17 protein-coding genes and 2 tRNA genes are annotated in these 17,382 nt (G+C 72.3%); 10 read left to right on the plus strand and 9 right to left on the minus strand.

Going from position 1 to position 17,382, the window contains the following annotated elements; translation table 11 throughout:
• The first annotated feature begins 20 nt into the window (after window positions 1–20).
• The 3 genes from ACGIF2_RS11410 to ACGIF2_RS11420 all read left to right on the plus strand — a co-directional run bounded on the left by ACGIF2_RS11410 (window position 21) and on the right by ACGIF2_RS11420 (window position 2,348).
• Complete coding sequence (locus tag ACGIF2_RS11410) at window positions 21–851, plus strand: alpha/beta fold hydrolase (RefSeq protein ID WP_396046661.1); 831 nt, start codon at window positions 21–23, stop codon at window positions 849–851.
• Window positions 852–932: 81 nt separating this feature from the next.
• Entirely contained in the window at window positions 933–2,207 is a 1,275-nt protein-coding gene (locus ACGIF2_RS11415; RefSeq protein ID WP_396046663.1) for a threonine/serine exporter ThrE family protein, read from the plus strand.
• A 52-nt stretch (window positions 2,208–2,259) separates the two neighbouring features.
• Window positions 2,260–2,348, plus strand: a tRNA-Ser gene (locus ACGIF2_RS11420).
• A gap of 164 nt (window positions 2,349–2,512) precedes the next feature.
• On the opposite strand, the gene ACGIF2_RS11425 is transcribed toward ACGIF2_RS11420, so the two are convergent.
• The gene (locus ACGIF2_RS11425) at window positions 2,513–3,352 is read right to left on the minus strand and encodes a helix-turn-helix transcriptional regulator (RefSeq protein ID WP_396046665.1); all 840 of its coding nucleotides are present in this window, start codon (window positions 3,350–3,352) and stop codon (window positions 2,513–2,515) included.
• A gap of 146 nt (window positions 3,353–3,498) precedes the next feature.
• Here ACGIF2_RS11425 and ACGIF2_RS11430 point away from each other — a divergent pair, with 146 nt between their 5' ends.
• From ACGIF2_RS11430 to ACGIF2_RS11440, 3 genes are all read left to right on the plus strand, one after another.
• The gene (locus ACGIF2_RS11430) at window positions 3,499–4,494 is read left to right on the plus strand and encodes an aldo/keto reductase (protein ID WP_396046667.1); all 996 of its coding nucleotides are present in this window, start codon (window positions 3,499–3,501) and stop codon (window positions 4,492–4,494) included.
• An 89-nt stretch (window positions 4,495–4,583) separates the two neighbouring features.
• A complete protein-coding gene (locus tag ACGIF2_RS11435) occupies window positions 4,584–5,570 on the plus strand; it encodes an SDR family oxidoreductase (RefSeq protein WP_396046669.1) in 987 nt (328 codons plus the stop codon).
• Window positions 5,567–5,791, plus strand: a complete 225-nt coding sequence (locus ACGIF2_RS11440; RefSeq protein WP_396046671.1) for a hypothetical protein — start codon at window positions 5,567–5,569, stop codon at window positions 5,789–5,791. The genes ACGIF2_RS11435 and ACGIF2_RS11440 overlap by 4 nt, the downstream gene beginning before the upstream one ends.
• Before the next feature lie 104 nt (window positions 5,792–5,895).
• Here ACGIF2_RS11440 and ACGIF2_RS11445 read toward each other — a convergent pair whose 3' ends face one another.
• Window positions 5,896–6,165 carry a GlsB/YeaQ/YmgE family stress response membrane protein gene (locus ACGIF2_RS11445; RefSeq protein WP_396046673.1) on the minus strand — a complete coding sequence of 90 codons (270 nt, stop codon included), beginning with the start codon at window positions 6,163–6,165 and terminating at the stop codon, window positions 5,896–5,898.
• Between the two features lie 183 nt (window positions 6,166–6,348).
• Between ACGIF2_RS11445 and ACGIF2_RS11450 the strand changes: the two genes are divergently transcribed.
• The 3 genes from ACGIF2_RS11450 to ACGIF2_RS11460 all read left to right on the plus strand — a co-directional run bounded on the left by ACGIF2_RS11450 (window position 6,349) and on the right by ACGIF2_RS11460 (window position 8,172).
• Window positions 6,349–6,424: transfer RNA gene (locus tag ACGIF2_RS11450), tRNA-Arg, on the plus strand.
• 170 nt (window positions 6,425–6,594) lie between these two features.
• Entirely contained in the window at window positions 6,595–7,608 is a 1,014-nt protein-coding gene (locus ACGIF2_RS11455) for a zinc-dependent alcohol dehydrogenase family protein (RefSeq protein WP_396046675.1), read from the plus strand.
• A 162-nt stretch (window positions 7,609–7,770) separates the two neighbouring features.
• The gene (locus tag ACGIF2_RS11460) at window positions 7,771–8,172 is read left to right on the plus strand and encodes a hypothetical protein (RefSeq protein WP_396046677.1); all 402 of its coding nucleotides are present in this window, start codon (window positions 7,771–7,773) and stop codon (window positions 8,170–8,172) included.
• 21 nt (window positions 8,173–8,193) lie between these two features.
• On the opposite strand, the gene ACGIF2_RS11465 is transcribed toward ACGIF2_RS11460, so the two are convergent.
• The gene (locus tag ACGIF2_RS11465; protein ID WP_396046679.1) at window positions 8,194–9,033 is read right to left on the minus strand and encodes an alpha/beta fold hydrolase; all 840 of its coding nucleotides are present in this window, start codon (window positions 9,031–9,033) and stop codon (window positions 8,194–8,196) included.
• Window positions 9,034–9,168: 135 nt separating this feature from the next.
• Window positions 9,169–10,062, minus strand: coding sequence for a LysR family substrate-binding domain-containing protein (locus ACGIF2_RS11470; protein WP_396046681.1), 894 nt, complete (start codon window positions 10,060–10,062; stop codon window positions 9,169–9,171).
• 134 nt (window positions 10,063–10,196) lie between these two features.
• On the opposite strand from ACGIF2_RS11470, the gene ACGIF2_RS11475 reads away from it, so the two are divergent.
• Window positions 10,197–10,598: a DUF5997 family protein gene (locus ACGIF2_RS11475; RefSeq protein ID WP_396046683.1), complete on the plus strand. Its 402-nt coding sequence runs from the start codon at window positions 10,197–10,199 to the stop codon at window positions 10,596–10,598.
• Between the two features lie 22 nt (window positions 10,599–10,620).
• Here the strand turns inward: ACGIF2_RS11475 and trmB are convergent, their stop codons facing one another.
• From trmB to ACGIF2_RS11500, 5 genes are all read right to left on the minus strand, one after another.
• The gene (gene trmB, locus ACGIF2_RS11480; protein WP_396046685.1) at window positions 10,621–11,364 is read right to left on the minus strand and encodes a tRNA (guanosine(46)-N7)-methyltransferase TrmB; all 744 of its coding nucleotides are present in this window, start codon (window positions 11,362–11,364) and stop codon (window positions 10,621–10,623) included.
• A 68-nt stretch (window positions 11,365–11,432) separates the two neighbouring features.
• Window positions 11,433–12,251 carry a VOC family protein gene (locus tag ACGIF2_RS11485; RefSeq protein WP_396046687.1) on the minus strand — a complete coding sequence of 273 codons (819 nt, stop codon included), beginning with the start codon at window positions 12,249–12,251 and terminating at the stop codon, window positions 11,433–11,435.
• Between the two features lie 189 nt (window positions 12,252–12,440).
• Entirely contained in the window at window positions 12,441–13,814 is a 1,374-nt protein-coding gene (locus tag ACGIF2_RS11490) for a UDP-glucose dehydrogenase family protein (RefSeq protein ID WP_396046689.1), read from the minus strand.
• Window positions 13,811–15,604, minus strand: coding sequence for a glycoside hydrolase family 26 protein (locus ACGIF2_RS11495; RefSeq protein WP_396046691.1), 1,794 nt, complete (start codon window positions 15,602–15,604; stop codon window positions 13,811–13,813). The genes ACGIF2_RS11490 and ACGIF2_RS11495 overlap by 4 nt, the downstream gene beginning before the upstream one ends.
• The gene (locus ACGIF2_RS11500) at window positions 15,597–17,231 is read right to left on the minus strand and encodes a glycosyltransferase family 2 protein (RefSeq protein WP_396046693.1); all 1,635 of its coding nucleotides are present in this window, start codon (window positions 17,229–17,231) and stop codon (window positions 15,597–15,599) included. Before ACGIF2_RS11500 ends, ACGIF2_RS11495 begins: the two co-directional genes overlap by 8 nt.
• Window positions 17,232–17,382: the final 151 nt, after the last annotated feature.

Genomic DNA, 17,382 nt, shown 5'->3' on the forward strand with positions numbered 1-17,382 from the left:
CGGGTGGCATGCTCGCGGACGTGAGCACCTCCCTGCACGGCCCCACCTCGCTGAGCGCGACCACCAGTCCCCTGCACACCGTCACCCGGGGTGAGGGCGCCCCGGTGCTGCTGGTCCACGGCTTCGGGGTGGACCACCGGCTCCTGACGAGCCTCGACGGGACGTTCGCGCAGGCCGGTCGGCGGCGGGTCTACGTGGACCTCCCCGGGATGGGTCTGAGCCCCGCCGGACCCGAGATCGCCAGCAGCGACGACGTGGTCGACGCGGTGGTCGGGGTCGTCCAGCGCACCTTCGGTGACGAGCCGTTCGCGGTCGTCGGATCGTCGTACGGGGGCATGGTCGGGCGCGTGCTGGCTCACCGGTTCCGCGACCAGGTCACCGGTCTGGCGCTGCTCGCACCCCTCGTCGTGGCCGACACCACCCGGTCGCGGCTGCCGCAGCAGACCACGCTGGTCGAGGACCCCGAGCTGCTGGCGAGCCTCGACCCGGTCGACGCGGCCGCCTTCGCGGCGATGGCGGTCGTCCAGTCGCCCGCGTCGTGGGCGCTGTTCCACGACCATGTGATGCCCGGCATCCGCCGCGCCGACGCCGCAGCCCTCGACCGGCTGCGCGCGCGGTACCCGTTGCAGGTCGAGCCCGAGCACGGCGCGGCACCGTTCGAGCGCCCGACGCTGATCGTGTGCGGGCGTCAGGACCACGTGGTCGGGTACGACGACGTGGCCGGCATCCTCGACCACTACCCCCGTGCGACGTGGACGGTGCTCGACGCCGCCGGGCACAACGTGCACCTCGACCAGCCTGCCCTCGTCGCGGCGCTGCTCACCGAGTGGCTGCACCGCACCGAGGCCTGACGCACGTCGGGACGGCTCCGTCCCCGGGCCGGACGTCCCTGCGACCGGTCCGACCGCACCACCATGATGGTCCCCGTGCCCATGGAACCCACAGACGACGAGCTCGAGCTCATCCGCCAGTCCGGCGTCGCGCTGCGCGTCGGACGGCTCAGCCTCTCGGCAGGAACCGGTAGCTACCGCGTCAAGGCCTCGATGGCCAGGATCGCCCGCGCCCTGGGGATCGAGCGCCACCACGCGCACGTGACCCTCACCGAGATCACCACCACCTCGCACCGCGGCCGGAGCTTCCGCACCGAGGTGACCGAGGTGCGCTCGATCGGCATCAACGCCGACCGGCTCTCCGAGCTCGAGAAGCTCGTCTCGGAGGTCGACGAGACCCACCTGAAGACGGGTGAGCACGCGCAGGTCGACACGATCAACGCGGCGCTCGACCGGATCGCGGCCAGACCCGCGCTGTACCCGGCGCTGCTCAACGCGCTGTGGTCCTCGATCGCCTGTGCGGCGTTCGCGTTCCTCAACAACGGCGGCCTGATCGAGGTCGTCGGGGTGTTCTTCGGGGCCGGCCTGGGCCAGCTCGTGCGCCGGGCGATGCTCCACCGCGGCTACAACCAGTTCGGGGTGACCATGATCGCGGCGACCGTCGCGTGCCTGGTCTACCTCGGGTTCGTGCAGTCGCTCGCGGGGCTCGGGCTCACCGAGTCGCACCACCAGGCGGGCTACGTCTCCGCGGTGCTGTTCCTCATCCCCGGGTTCGCGCTCGTGACCGGTGCGCTCGACCTGGCCAAGCTCGACTTCTCGGCCGGTGTCGCACGGCTGGTCTACGCGCTGATGCTCCTCACGTCCGCAGCCCTGGCCGTGTGGGCCGTCTCGGTGGCCGTGGGGCTCGCCCCCGACCCTGTGGCGCCCATCGGGCTGTCCCCGGTCGTCCTGCTCGTTCTACGGTTCGTCGCGAGCTTCTTCGGCGTGCTCGGCTTCGCCCTCATGTTCAACAGCCCCTGGCGCATGGCCGTGGCCGCCGCGACCGTGGGCATGATCGCGAACGTCATCCGCATCGAGCTGGTCGACGTGGGCGTCGTCGCCCAGGCTGCTGCGGCCGGCGCGACGCTGCTCGTCGGCCTCATGGCGGCGTGGGTCGCACCGCGGCTCCGGGTCCCGCGCATCACCGTGTCGGTGCCCGCCGTGGTCATCATGGTGCCCGGCGTCGCGGCCTACCGGGCCGTCTTCCAGCTGTCCAACGGCAACACGACGCAGGCCCTCGCATTCGGCGTCCAGGCGGGCCTCGTGGTCATCTCGATCTCGATCGGGCTCGCGGCGGCCCGCATGCTGACCGACAAGGCGTGGGCGTTCGAGCGCTGATCAGCAGCCACTTTGCTGTGCAGCGACCCGGCCAGGTACCCTGTGCGAGCCTGGAGACGTCGCATAGCCAGGTCTAGTGCGCGACCCTGCTAAGGTCGTGAAGGGGCAACCCTTCCGTGGGTTCAAATCCCACCGTCTCCGCTTCACGGGGGTCGCAAGACCGCCGATGCTCGAACCGACGAAACCCCGTCCGGGAAGTCTCCGGGGCGGGGTTTCGCGTTGTCTGCGCCCCATGAGGGGCCTCCCGCCGACGTCGGCGGGACGCGGGGGCAGGTTCCCCCGGACCCCGTCAGGACGAGCCGCACTCACGGCACCGCGAACTCCTGCACCCCGATGACCCGCAGCAGCTCGAGCCGCTCCCGGGCGTCGTCGTCGGCCGGGGTGAACACGAGAAGCGACTGCCGCTGGTCCGGGCCGGTGAGGGTCTCGCAGTCGAGCACGATCGGCCCGACCCGCGGGTGCAGCACGGTCTTGCGGTCGGCCCGGCGGACGGCCACCCGGTGCTCGGCCCACAACCGCCGGAAGTCGTCGCTGGCCGCCGACAGGCTCTCCACCAGCCCGGTCAGCTCCGGGTCGGTGGGTCTGCGGCCCGCGACGGCGCGCAGGTCAGCCACCAGCTCGCGGGAGTGGTGCTCGCGCTCGGTCTCGGGATGTGGGGCGCGGACAGCCGGGTCGGTGAACCAGCGGTACGCGAGGTAGCGGTCCGCGCCGGTGAGCCGCGTCAGGTCGCCCATGAGCAGCGTGCCGACGCGGTTCTGGGCCATCACCACCCCGAGGTCCGAGAGCACGGCGGCGGGGGTGTCGCCCAGCAGGTCGAGGATCCGGGCGAGCCCGGCACGGGCCACGCGGGCCGAGCCTGTCGCGGGTGGTGGCTGGTGCCCGGCCAGGTGGAACAGGTGGTCGCGCTCGTCGTCGGAGAGCCGCAGCGCGCGCGTCAGCGCGGTGAGGATCTGCGTCGACGGCTGGCTGCTGCGGCCCTGCTCGATCCGGACCACGTAGTCGACCGACATCCCGGCCAGCATCGCGACCTCTTCGCGGCGCAGCCCGGCGGTGCGGCGGCGCGGACCCTCGGCGATCCCCACCTCGGCGGGTCGGATCGCGGCCCGTCGTCGGCGCAGGAAGTCAGCCAGCTCGTCGCGTTGCACCTGATCATGATGCGCCCGGCCCCACGTGCCAGCCAGGGAGCGTCGCTCCCACGATGAACCCTCCTCTCCCGCCCAGCCGTTCCCGGAGCGACGGTGGTCACGTCACGACGACCACGCCGGGACGACCACCACGACAGGAGCAGACCATGCGCACCCGAACCCTCGGCAGCACCGGCCCCACCGTCTCCAGCCTCGGGCTCGGCGCGATGGGCATGACCGACGGGGCGTACGGCCCGTCAGACCGGGACGAGAGCCTCGCCACCGTCCGCGCCGCGCTGGACTCCGGGGTCACCCTGATCGACACCGGTGACTTCTACGGCATGGGCGACAACGAGCTGCTGCTCGCCGACGCCCTGCGCGGCCGTGACCGGGCGGACTACCGCCTGAGCGTGAAGTTCGGCATGCTCCGCGGCCCAGGCCACGAGGCGCTCGGGTTCGATGCCCGACCCGCCGCGGTGAAGAACTTCCTCGCCTACACCCTGCGCCGGCTCGGCACCGATCATGTCGACATCTACCGCCCGGCGCGGCTCGACCCCACGGTGCCGATCGAGGACACCGTCGGCGCGATCGCCGAGCTGGTCGAGGCCGGGTTCGTCCGGCACGTCGGCCTGTCCGAGCTGAATGCGGACACCATCCGCCGGGCCGCGGCCGTCACCCCGATCAGCGACCTGCAGATCGAGTACTCGTTGATCTCCCGCGCGGTCGAGGCCGAGGTGCTGCCCACCCTGCGTGAGCTCGGCATCGGCCTCACGGCCTACGGGGTGCTCAGCCGCGGCCTGATCTCGGGCCACTGGGACGCCGGTGTCGCCCGCACCGGCGACTTCCGTGCGTTCAGCCCCCGCTTCGCCCAGGGAAACGTCGAGCACAACCTGGCCCTGGTCGAGGCGCTGCGCGCGGTGGCCGAGGAGAAGGGCTGCACCGTCGCCCAGCTCGCGATCGCCTGGGTGGCCGCCCAGGGCCCGGACGTCGTGCCGCTCGTCGGTGCCCGCACCCGCAATCGGCTCGCGGAGGCGCTGCCAGCGCTCGACCTCGAGCTGACCCCGCAGGACCTGGCGCGGATCGAGGCGGCCGTGCCGGTCGGTTCGGCGCGGGGCGACCGGTACCCGTCGGCGTTCATGGCCGGGCTAGGAGTCGGCAACTGAGCGGGAGACGACGACGGGCCCGGTGGATCAGCTGATCCACCGGGCCCGTCGCGGTCGAACCGCGCGTCAGGTCAGTTACGTTTGCGGCCATGGCTCTTCGCATCCTGGTCATCGGCGGCACCGGGCTCATCAGCTCCGCGTCGACCCGGCTCGCCGTCGAGCGCGGCCTCGACGTCACCGTGCTCAACCGGGGGTCGAGCGCAACGCGGCCGGTCCCGGACGGTGCGGAGCTCGTGCAGGCCGACATCCGCGACCCCGGCTCCGTGCGCGCAGCGCTCGGCGACCGGGAGTTCGACGCCGTCGTCGACTGGGTGGCGTTCACGCCCGAACACGTCGCGACCGACGTCGAGCTGTTCGCGGGCCGCACCGGGCAGTACGTCTTCATCAGCTCGGCATCCGCCTACCAGACGCCGCCCGAGCGGCTCCCGGTCACGGAGTCCACGCCGCTGCGCAACCCGTACTGGCAGTACTCGCGGGACAAGATCGCGTGCGAGGACCTGCTGGTCCGCGAGTACCGGGACACGGGCTTCCCGGTCACGGTCGTGCGCCCCTCGCACACCTACGACCGCACCTCGGTCCCCCTCGACGGCGGCTGGACGGCGGTCGAGCGGATGCGCCAGGGCAAGGAGGTCGTCGTCCACGGCGACGGCACCTCACTCTGGACGCTCACGCACCACGAGGACTTCGCTCGCGGGTTCGTGCCGCTGCTGGGCGACCCCCGCGTCCTCGGCGAGGCGTTCCACATCACCTCGGACGACGTGCTCACCTGGAACCAGGTCGTCCGGTCGCTCGGCGCGGCGGCAGGCGTCGAGCCCCGCATCGTGCACGTCCCGTCGGACGCCATCGCCGCGGCGCATCCCGAGTGGGGCGCCGGGCTGCTCGGCGACAAGGCGCACTCGATGGTCTTCGACACCACGAAGCTGCGCCGGGTCGTCCCCGACTTCACCACGACCATCAGGTTCGAGCAGGGCGCCTGGGAGATCGTCGCGTGGCACGACGCGGACGCCGCGCGCCGCACGGTGGACACGCGGATGGACGCCGTGATGGACGACCTGGTGGCCCGGTTCCGCGCATGAGCATCGACGAGACGTCCGGGGAGCGGCGCTCCACGATCGCGCCGCGGCGTGCGCGCGCCAGGGCTGCCGTGCCGCTCGCGCTCCTCGCCGTCGTGGCGGTGGGGCTGTCGCAGACCGACGCGATGGCGCACCTCGCGGCCGTGCTGTGGATCGTCAGCGTCGCGCTGCTGCTCCTCGCCACGGGGGTCGCGGCGAGGAGCGTTCCGCGCGTCCGACGCTGACGTCGCGGGCGGACCGGATCAGCGGGTCACCACGAGCTCGACGCCGCCCTGGCCGACTGAACGGCAGGGCGGCGTCGAAGGTGTCGTCGCGTCTCAGACAGGGATCAGACGCGGGCGCCCTTGCGACCCGTGATCGCCCCGTAGATCAGCAGCACGATGATCGAGCCGCCGATGGCCAGGAGCCACGTGCGCAGCGAGAAGAAGTCCTCGAGCGGGGCGTTCAGCAGGATGCTGCCGAGCCAGCCGCCCAGCAGCGCACCGATGACACCCAGCAGGAGCGTCATGATCCAGCCTCCGGCCTGCTTGCCCGGCAGGATGGCCTTGGCGATCGCTCCGGCGAGCAGACCCAGCAGCAGGAATGCGAAGAAACCCATGTCGACCTCCAGGTGATGTTCGAGCAGGCCCCGACCGTCTCACGGCTCGGCAGGGCGCGCATCCGGAAGATGGTCAGGCGTCCAGGAGCGGCGTGTGGCAACGATCACGGGACGGCGGGCGGATCTCGGTTTGGGTCCAGGCCGGGGAGACGGTAGTCTCATCGACGGCTCGCAAGGGCTGATGCGCCCGTAGCTCAATGGATAGAGCATCTGACTACGGATCAGAAGGTTGGGGGTTCGAGTCCCTTCGGGCGCACCACACGAGAGCCCTCGTCCGGGTTGACCGGACGGGGGCTCTCGCCGTTCATGAGCCAGGGCACTGGTACGCGGGCCGGTGGTCGTTCACCAAGACGTCCCGCAAGGTGGATCGGGTAGCGACAGGCCCCCTCATGGCGTGCATTCGGGCGGCGTCGGGTGTCCGATGGGGCCATGCGAGGAGCCATCATCTACGGACCCAACGACGTGCGCTTCGAGGAGCGCCCCGATCCGGTCGTCGTCGAGCCGACCGACGCCGTCATCCGCACCGTCGCGGCCTGCGTGTGCGGATCGGACCTGTGGCGGTACCGCGGCATCCAGGAGGTCACGAAGCCCACCCCGATCGGCCACGAGTACGTCGGCGTGGTCGAGGCGGTCGGCGACGCGGTCACGACGGTGAAGCCCGGCGACTTCGTCGTGGGCGGGTTCCTGCACAGCGACAACACGTGTCCGGTCTGCCGCAAGGACATGCAGGCGAACTGTGAGCACGTCGGCGGGTTCGACGGCTGTCAGGCCGAGAAGATCCGCATCCCGGACGCCGACGGCACGCTGATCGCGACATCCGGTCAGCCCGACGCGGACCTGATCCCGAGCCTGCTCGCCTTGTCCGACGTCATGTGCACGGGGTGGCACGCCGCCGTCTCGGCCGGCGTCGGCCCCGGGATGAGCGTCGTGGTCGTCGGTGACGGCGCTGTCGGCCTCAGCGGAGTGCTGGCGGCCGCCCAGCTCGGCGCGACGACGGTCATCGCGATGAGCCGGCACGAGGCGCGCCAGAAGGTCGCCACCGAGTTCGGCGCGACGCACATCGTGGCCGAGCGCGGCGACGAGGGCATCGCGAAGGTCATGGCGCTCACCGACGGCATCGGCGCGGATGCCGTCCTCGAGTGCGTCGGCACGGAGGACGCCCGCCACCAGGCCGTCCGCGCCGCCCGCCCGGGCGGGATGATCGGCGTGGTCGGGGTGCCGCACGGCGACCTGCCCACCGACGAGATGTTCTGGTCGAACAAGGGCTTCAAGGGTGGGCCGGCCCCCGTGCGGGCGTACCTGCCGCACCTGCTGGACCTGGTGCTGAGCCGGCAGATCGACCCGGGCAAGGTCTTCGACCTGACCCTGCCGCTGTCCGAGGTGGCCGAGGCGTACCGCGCGATGGACGAGCGGCGCGCGATCAAGGTGCTGCTGCAGCCCTGAGCGCGGCGATGGTCGGCAAGCAACGACGCGGTCCGCGAGTACCGCGTCGCCGAGACGTCGGCTCCCGCTGCGGGGCCGTCACCAGAGCGAACGGAGTCGCCACCGGTTGTCGCTCCCACGGGCCGGGTTGACCATGAGGTCAACGGAGCAGGGGGGCTCGCCATGGAGCAAGGACGTGTCACGGCTTGGGTCGGTTGGGTGTGGTTCGCGGCGGCGCTGCTGTTCACCGTCGGGGTCTTCGGGGTGATCGCCGGGCTCGTGGCGGTCTTCAACCCGAACACAGTGGTGGCGGCGACCGGTGAAGGAGTCGCCATCATCGACGTGTCCACGTGGGGCTGGGTCCACCTGGTGATCGGCGTGCTGGTGGCGCTGACCGGGCTGGCGCTGTTCGGCGGCGCCGCGTGGGCGCGTCTCGTCGCGATCGTGCTGATCGTGCTGAACATGCTGGTGCAGTTCGTCGCGCTGCCCTCCACGCCCTGGTGGTCGATCACGGCGATCATCCTGTCGCTGGTGGTGCTCTGGGCGTTGGTCGTGCACGGCGGGGAGGCCCGCGGCGAGACGTGAGCAGCGGGCCTCCCCGGGGCGTCAGCGCTGGCGGGCCGCCGTCTCGATGACCTTGGTGACCACGTCGGGGTGGGTGACGAGCGACAGGTGCCCGGCCTTGACGCGGGTGATCGTCGACCCGGCCCGCGTGGCCATCGACTCCTGCAGGCTCGGCAGGATGATCTGGTCCTCGGTACCCAGCACGTACCAGCTGGGCAGGGTCGCCCACGCCGGCGGCCCCGAGGGCTCGGTCGCGGCGCTCAGGGTGATGGGGCGCTGGGCGGCTGCGAGCACGGCGGCACGCTTGGCGGGCACCCCGGCGGCGAAGACGCCGACGTAGACCGACGTCTTGAGGTACAGGTCGACGTCGCCTTCGGGGGCTCCCGGGTAGACGACCGCGTCGAACAGCGCGTCGATGTCGAGCGGACCGGCCGAGGTCAGCAGCCCCACGAGCGTCTCGCCCTCCGCGGGTGCGAACGCGTTCACGTAGACGAGGCCCTGCACGTCCGGGTCGGAGAGCGCGGCGTTGGTGATGACCGCGCCACCGTAAGAGTGCGCGACCAGGAGCACCGGTCCGGTGGTGCGCTGGGCGAGGTAGGCGCTCAGGTACGCGGCGTCGGAGCTGAGGCCCCGCAGCGGGTTGGGCGGCGCGACCACGGTGTAGCCGTCGGCCTGGAGCCGGGCGGTGACGGCGTCCCAGGACGACCCGTCGGCCCAGGCGCCGTGCACGAGGACGATCGTGGGCTTGGGTGTCGTCGGCGGGTGGGGTCGGGGGGTGTGCGCGGTCGCGGCGCTCGTGGTGGTGAGCAGCAGCATCGCCGCGAGGACGGTGAGGATCGCGGTCAGCAGGCGTCCGGGCCGGGTGGCGGTGGGACGGGACATCGGTGTCTCCTCTGCGGTTGGTCCGGCAGGAGTGCCCGGTTTGTACCTTTCCGCTCCCGATCATGCATGGCCCCGGGGCTGTCGTCGAGGCGGCGACCGCACCGTTCAGCGACCCGCCGTTCAGCGACCCGCCGTTCAGCGACCGCGTCGACCCGCGCCACCCTGCGGCCCGCCGGACTTGCCCTTGCCACCCGACTTGCCCTTGCCGCCTGACTTGCCCTTGGCCCCGCCGGTGCCCTTGCCCGCGCTGCGCTGCGCCGACCCGCCGTGCCCGGAGGCACGACCCCCCACCTTCGGCCGGCCGCCCGCAGCCGGTCGGCGGGTCTGCGGGGTCGAGGGCGAGGTCCCCGCACCCGACGCCCCGCCCGGCGCCCCGCCCGACACCGCGTTGCCGGCGTCGCCCGCGCCCCGCCCGCGCGAGCTGTTCACCGTGCGGCCACGCACGATGCCCACGAGCTCCTCGACCAGGTCGGTCGTGCGGTCCTCGACCCAGGCGAGCGCCACCGACGAGGTGGGCGCCTCAGGAACGGGACGGTAGGTGACGTCCCGGCGGTGGTGCAGGCGGGCGAGCGACTGCGGCACCACGAGCACCCCGACGCCGGCGGCGACGAGCGCCACGGCGTCGGCGGTCGTCGCGGGGGCCTCGACGTCCAGGCGGCCGCCGGGTGCGTCGGTCCAGCCGAGCGTGTCGTCGAGCGGAACCACGAGCGTCTCGTCGGCCAGGTCGGCGAGCGAGACCTCCTCCGCGGCCGTGAGCAGGTGGTCGCGCGGGACCACCACGACCGAGGTCTCGGTGTACAGCGGGATCGCGCTCAGGCCCTCGCGGTCGATCGGCAGCCGCACCAGCGCGGCATCGGCCCGACCGTCGTGCAGGGCCCTGACCTGGTCCTCGACCTCGGCGTGCACGAGAGTCAGGCGGACGTCCGCGAGGCGGTCGTTCCACACCCGGACCCACTTCGCGGGGGTCGCGCCGGGGACGACGAGCAGCCGGAACGACTCCCCGGTCCCGCTCGAGCCGTGCTCGTCCACCCGCTGCCTCCGGTTCCGCGACCGGCAGCCGGTCGGCGTCGTTCTCGACGTCGTGCCGACGCGCGCTCGGGCCAGGCTACCGGCGGGGCGACCACGATGACGTCCTGGGGCCCGGCGCTCGTTACCCTGGTGACGTGAGCGCGCCCCGGAAGACCCAGACCATGAAGCCCTCGACTGCGGCGCAGAAGCTCGAGGTGTACCTGCCGGCGACCCCCGAGGAGTTCCAGCAGCGCGACATCTCGCGCGACGAGCTGCAGGAGCTGCAGCGCACGCCCCCGCAGTGGCTCGTCGACCTGCGCAAGAACGGCCCGCACCCCCGCAGCGTCGTCGCTGCCCGCCTGCGGGTCTCGACCTCGGGCCTGGCCCGTCACGGCGTGACCGAGGCCCTCACGACCGCCGAGATCGAGGACATCATCGCCAACCCGCCCGAGTGGCTCTCGCGTGAGCGGGCCATCCTGGCCGAGGTCAAGCGCGAGGAGCGTCGGATCAAGGAGCGCGACGCCGCCCGTGCGGCCGAGGGCACGCAGAAGGCCTGACGCCCGACGGCGCCGGGCGGTCTCAGACCGCGCGGCGCACGATCAGGTCGCGCACCTCGTGGCCGAGCCGCAGCCCACGGGCCTCGAACTTGGTCACGGGTCGGTGCGCGGGGCGCGGGGCGAACCCGCCCGACGGGTTCACCAGGCCCGGGTCCGCGTCGAGCACGTCACGCATCGACTCGGCGTACTCGAGCCAGTCGGTCGCGCAGTGCAGGGTGCCGCCCACCACGAGCCGTGAGCGCAGCAGCGCGACGTGCGCGGGCTGGATGATCCGGCGCTTGTGGTGCCGGGCCTTGGGCCACGGGTCGGGGAAGAACACGTGCACGGCGTCGAGGCTGCCCTCGGGCACGTGCCCGCGCACCAGGTCGAGCGCGTCGCCGTGCGCGACCCGCACGTTCGCGAGGCCGTGGGTCTCGACGAGGCCCAGCAGGTGCGCGATGCCGGGCAGGTGCGCCTCGACCGCGAGGTAGTCGCGGGCCGGGTCGGCGGCGGCCATCGCGGCGGTCGTCTCGCCCATGCCCGACCCGATCTCGAGCACCACGGGCGCCCGCCGTCCGAACAGCCGCTCGACGTCGAGCATCCCGTCGGGCGTCCGGGGCATCGGGCCCTGGGTCTCGTCGTGCACCGAGAAGCCGAGCTGCGGCCAGAGCCGGGCGAGGGCGTCCTCGCGACCCGGGCCCAGCTGGCTGCGTCGCGGGTGGAACGTGCGCACGGGCTCGTACGGGACCGCTGCGGTGTGCCGGAACGCGGCGGACGGGAGGCTCACGGTCGACCAGCCTACGGACCTCACCTGATGATCGGGCCCGGCGACCGGGCGACCCGGTCGGCCGCGGGTCAGGACGTGAGCGGCGGGGTCGACTCCTCCTCGGTGGACATCACCGCGAACGTCTCGCCGAACGGCCCCTGGATGACGGCCATGCGCCCGTACGCGCTGTCCGCCGCGGGGCTCAGGAGCCTCCCGCCCAGGGCGAGCGCGCGGGAGACCCACGCGTCGGTGTCCTTGACCGCGAAGTAGGTGGTCCACGCCGAGGGGACGTCGGACGGGGTGTCCGACGGGAGACCGCCCAGGCCGCCCGAGATGCGCCCGTCCACGTCGAGCGTCATGTACGTGAAGCCCGGGCCGCTCATGTCGCCGAACGTGTACGGGAACAGGGCGCGGTAGAACTCCCGGGCCACTGGGACGTCCCGCGTCATGACCTCGTTCCACACCAGCGCGCCGGGCTCGTCGACCACGTCGGCCCCCGTGTGGGTGCCCGACTCCCACAGCCCGAAGACCGCGCCCGTCGGGTCCGCCAGGACCGCCATGCTGCCCATCTCACCGATCTCGAGCGGCCCGGCGATCACCTGACCGCCGGCCTCGACGGCACGCTCGACGGCCGCGGCGATGTCGTTCGTCGCGAGGTACGTGGTCCAGGACGGGGGCGGGGCGGCCGGCCCGGGAGCGCCCTCGCCGGGATCGGGCGCCGAGCCGATCGCCGCGGCGGCCCGTCCACCTAGCAGGCACGTCGTGTAGTAGCCGTACTCGGGCCCGGACTCCTCGAAGTCCCAGCCGAAGAGCGGACCGTAGAACTTCCGTGCCGTCTGCCGGTCGGGGACCATGAGGTCGACCCATGCCGGTGTGCCCTCGGGCCAGCGCTCGTCTCGCGTGCTCATCCCAGACCCCCCTGGTGGATGCGGCCCCGTCGTCAGGACCCCACGGCCATCACACCACCGGGTTCGCCGGTCCCACCACCGTTGGTGGGGATGCGGGGACGGGCAGGCCCCGGGGTTCAGGGGTCCCCGGGGCCTGCCCTGCGGCCGCGTCAGCGTCTGCGGCCGCCTTCATGCAGGTCGTGCTGCAGGTCAGGCTGCGCGCCCGAGCCCGCTGAACTCCCACCCGGCGTCCCGCCACGCCCGCGCGTCGAGCTTGCCGCGCGCGTCGATGACCCGGGGGGCCGAGGTGAGCCGGGCCAGGCGGCCCGCGTCGGCCATCAGGAACTGGTCCCACTCGGTGAGCACGAGCACCAGGTCGGTGCCCTCGACGCACTCCTCGATCGACGTCGCGTACGACAGGGTCGGGAAGCTCCTGCGGGCGGTGTCGCCGGCCTCGGGGTCGAAGACCGTGACCTGGGCGCCGCGCAGGTGCAGCGCGGCCGCGACGTTGAGCGCCGGGGAGTCCCGCACGTCGTCGGTCAGCGGCTTGAACGCCGCCCCGAGCACCCCGATGCGCCGGTTGAGCACCGAGCCACCGCACGCGGTGATCGCGAGGTCCAGGACCCGCTCGCGCTGGCCCATGTTGATCTCGTCGACCTGCTGCAGCAGCGACGCCGCGCGGTGCGCACCGAGCTCGGTCGAACGGTGCATGAGCGCCCGGATGTCCTTGGGCAGGCAGCCGCCGCCGAAGCCGAGGCCCGCGTCGAGGAACTGCCGCCCGATGCGCACGTCGTGGCCCAGCGCGTCGGCCAGCACCGTGACGTCCGCACCCGCGGCCTCGCACACCGCCGAGATCGCGTTGATGAACGAGATCTTCGTCGCGAGGAACGCGTTGGCGCTGACCTTGACGAGCTCGGCCGTGGGCAGGTCGCACGTGACCACGGGCGTGCCCTCGGCGATGGGCCCGGCGTACACCTCGCGCAGCAGCGCTTCCGAGTGCGCGGTGGTGCCGCCGAGCACGATGCGGTCGGGGTGCAGCGTGTCGCCCACGGCCTTGCCCTCGCGCAGGAACTCGGGGTTCCACACGAGCTCGACGTGGAGCCCGGCCGGGGCGACCTCCGCGACGAGGTGCCGCAGCTGCTCCGCGGTGCCCACCGGGACCGTGGACTTGCCGACGATGAGCGCGTCCTTGGTCAGGTTGCTCGCGATGGCGCGGGTGGCCGCCTCCACGAACCGCAGGTCGGCCGCGTGGCTCGTCTTCTGCTGGGGCGTGCCCACGCACACGAAGTGGACGTCGGCCCAGCCGGCGGCCTCGGCGAGGTCGGTCGTGAAGCGCAGGCGGTCCGTGAGCAGGTGCTTCTCGAGCAGCTCGTCGAGCCCGGGCTCGAAGAACGGCACCTTGCCCGCGGCGAGCGCGTCGACCTTGTGCGGGTCGGTGTCCGCGCCGACCACCTCGAAGCCGAGCTCGGCCATCGCCACGGCGTGCGTGGCTCCCAGGTAGCCCGTGCCGAAGACGGCGATGCGGATGCCGCCCGAGGGTTCGGTGGTCGGCCAGGTGGAGGGGAGTTCCAGGTCGTCGGTCATGAGGTCTCCTCGGTGGGCGAAGCGGTGGGGCTCGGGGTGGGGGATGCGGTAGAGCGGGGTGCGGACGTGGCCGTGGGGGTGGCCGACGACCGGGTCGTGGAGCTCGGCCTGGGGGTGGACGCCGGGCGTGCCGTGGCGGTCGCCGTCGCGGTGGGTTTGACGGTCGGCGTCGCTGTGGCCGTGGCCGTGGGCTTGACGGTCGGCGTGGCGGTGGCCGCGGCGGGGGCGGGTTCCTTCTCGAGCGAGTCCTCGGGCGAGGCCCCCGCGTCGGGTTCGGCGACCGCCGCGAGGGACTTGCCGCCGAACCTGGCGGCGGGGTTGTTCACGCCCGCCACGAACTCGGCGAGGGTGGTGCGCCGCGAGTCGACGCGCCAGTCGTTGGTGATGAGCTGACCCTCGGAGTACGTCGAGACAGCCATGTTGAACCACGCGAACCCGATCAGGTCCGAGTTCGCGGGCCGGGTGAACGCCTCGAAGAACGAGCGCACCCAGGTGGGCTTCTTCCCGCCGATCTCCGACGCTCCGACCTCGGCGAGCAGGATCGGCTTGTCCGTCAGGGATCGCACCAGGTCGAGCGTCCGGCCGTACGTGTAGGTGAACGTGTTGTCGTTGTCGATCTTGTACGGCGGCCGGTAGTAGCCCGAGACCCCGACCCAGTCGACGTACGCGTCGCCCGGGTACAGGCCCGCGAGCGTGTCGACACCCTGGAGCGCGGTGGGCAGGTTGTTGACGATGTTCGGCGCCCACACCCAGATGACCAGGTCGTTCGCGCCCTCGGCCTCGAAGATGTCGTGCACGTGGCGCCACGTCGCGGCGTAGTCGCCCACGCGGTTGCCGTTGATCGACGCCCCCGTACCGGTCTGCTCGGACCACGGGTACCAGATGCCGTTCATCTCGTGGTCGAAGCGGATCGCGAGGGGCAGCCCCAGCGCGGCGACGTCCCGGGCGTACTGGTGCAGGTAGTCGTCGTAGCGGCCCGCGACCCCGGCGGCCGGGTCACCGAGGATCTGCGGCAGGGTGTAGTCGGGCTCGACGATCACGTCGTTGCCCGACGTGCTGGGCCGCGACTCCCACGTGAGCATCGGCAGCATGCCGCGCTCCCACGAGCGGGCGATCGCGTCGGCCCGGAAGGGCTTGTCCCAGCCGCTGAAGTAGCCCACCAGGTTCGGGGTGCGGGTGACCTTCTGCGCGGCGTCGTCGAGCGTCGACCAGCTGAACGGCGCCTGCTCGGTGTACAGGCCGAAGTACCGCGCGCCGGGCGTGAGCAGCTCGGTCTTGGACGGGGCGGTCGGCTTGGTGACCACGGGGGTGCCCTTGCCCGGCGGCTGCGAGGGGTTGGACGGGTTGGCGGCCTTGGACGCGCTGGTCCGGGTGGTCGTGGACGACCGTGGCGACGAGCCGCCGCTCCCGGCGCCCGAGCCGCCCGCGGCAGCCGCAGCCTCCGTCGCGGCCTTCTCCTGCTCGCCCTTGAGGCGGGCCGCCTGTTCCTTGTCGAGAGCCTCGCGCAGCGACCCCGCCTGGGCGCGGCTCGTGGCGAGCTCGTCGCGCATCGCGGCGTTCTCGCGGGCGAGCCGAGCTTCCTCGGCGGTCTGCACCGGCTTCTCGTCGGTCACGGCGGCGCGCAGCCCGCTGACCGCGGGGGTGTTCCACACGACCCCGGTGATGACCACCAGGGCCGCGGCCAGGATGCACGTGGCGAGCTTGGCCCGCAGGGTCATCCGGCCCATCGTGGGCGCCCACCAGGCCTTGCCGGGCGTGGGAGGGCTCTCGGGAGTGGTCGGGTCAGACATAGAGCAGCGCCTCCAGGCTGAGCAGGGCGATGGCGATGGCGTAGGGGATCGCGGCCTTCGGGTTGAGCCGGCGCCGCGGCGCGGGGGCCGGGGTCGGGTCGGGGACGACGGCGCGGGTCGTTCGGCGCTCGCGGACGGCGACGGTGCTGCGGCGCACCGGCAGGCTCCCGAGGACGTCGGCCCCGAGGAGGTCGGCCCCGAGGGGGTCGGTGCCCCTGGCGTCGCGGTCCACGACGTCACGTGGGCCATCGACGTCGAGCAGCTCGAGCTCGGCCATGAGGTCGTCGAGCCGGTCCTGGCGCTGGGTCGGCACGTCCGGTCCGCCGGCCGCGGCACGAGGGGTGGGCTGTGCGCCGACCTGCACCGGCGCCGAGGGCGACCCGCCCGCGTACGCGCCGGCCCGGGTGCCCCAGCCGCTCGCGTGAGCCATGCGCAGGAAGCCGAGCAGCCGCACCGGCATGAGGAAGAACGTCGAGACGATGATGAACAGGGGCAGCCGGAAGAAGTCGGACGGCACCTCCTGCAGGTGCCGGATCTGGCGGATCGCCATCGACAGCACCGAGGAGGTGAGCATGAGCGCGATGACCCACACCCAGCCGGTGCGCGCGCCGTACGTGTCGAGGATCGCCTGGTAGAGGTTCACGCCGGTGCCGCTGATCGCCCGGTACACCCAGCCCCCGAGCGTCCCGATGAGCAGGAACGGCAGGAGGATGTCGACGAGGAAGAACAGCGCGAGCACCGGTGCGTGCCCGAGCATCCAGGGCAGCATGCGCAGGGTGTTGTACTGGCTGCCGCGCGCCCAGCGGAGCTGCTGCTTGAACAGCTTCTTGATCTGCAGCGGGGCGTCCGTGTAGCAGAGGCTGGTGTGCTGGTAGACGGTGCGGTAGCCCTGCTTGAGCGTGAGGTTCGTCAGGGTGCGGTCGTCGGAGACCTCGAGGAAGACGCCCATGAACTTCTGGTTCATGAAGTCGTCCATGACGTGGATGAGGATGTCGCGGCGGAACGCGATGGTGCGGCCCGGCAGGCAGCCGACCTGCCCGAGCACAGACTGCGCGGGCATCGAGTACAGCGACCGGGAGTTCTCGAGCCAGTCCGCCCAGCGGGTGATCCAGGAGCGCGTGGGCTCGAGGATCCGCTGGCGGGTGGTGACGCCGCCGATGCTCGGGTCGGCGAACGGCTTGATGAGCTCGCGCAGCGTCCCGTCGGTCCAGATCGTGTCGGAGTCGAGGAGCACCGTGATCTCGTGGCGCGACATCTCGGTGCCGATCATCACCGCGTTGCGCTTTCCGGGAATGGGCGTGTGGACCCATTGCACGAGTGGCGCGAATTCTTCGCAGACAGCGACCAGTCCGGGGTTCGGCGCGCCGTTGATGACGACGATCACCTCGTCGGGCTGCTGCTCGGTGACGCGCTGGAGCACGTCGCGGAACAGGTCGAGAGGTTCGTCGACCACGGGCACGATCACGCTCGTGCGGGCGTGGTGGTCGGCGGTGAAGGGCCGGTAGCGCCGTGAGAGCACCACCTTGAGGATCCACAGGGCCCACACGAGGCCCGAGAACACGGCGAAGAGGTAGAGCTCCGCGTGGTCGTCGAGCATGTGGCGGATTTGGAGGAGGAAGATGAACATCGCGCTGACCTCGCATGACGTCGTCGTTCGGGCGGGGGGTGCTCGGCGCCATCGGCGAGGCAACGTGGACGGTGGGGTGTCGGACCAGTCGAGGGGGAGGAGGTCGCCGGGCGCGCCCGACCGGGCCCCGGGTGCGCTCCCGGGGCACGTC

The sequence above is a fragment of the Cellulomonas sp. P22 genome, from assembly GCF_044392165.1.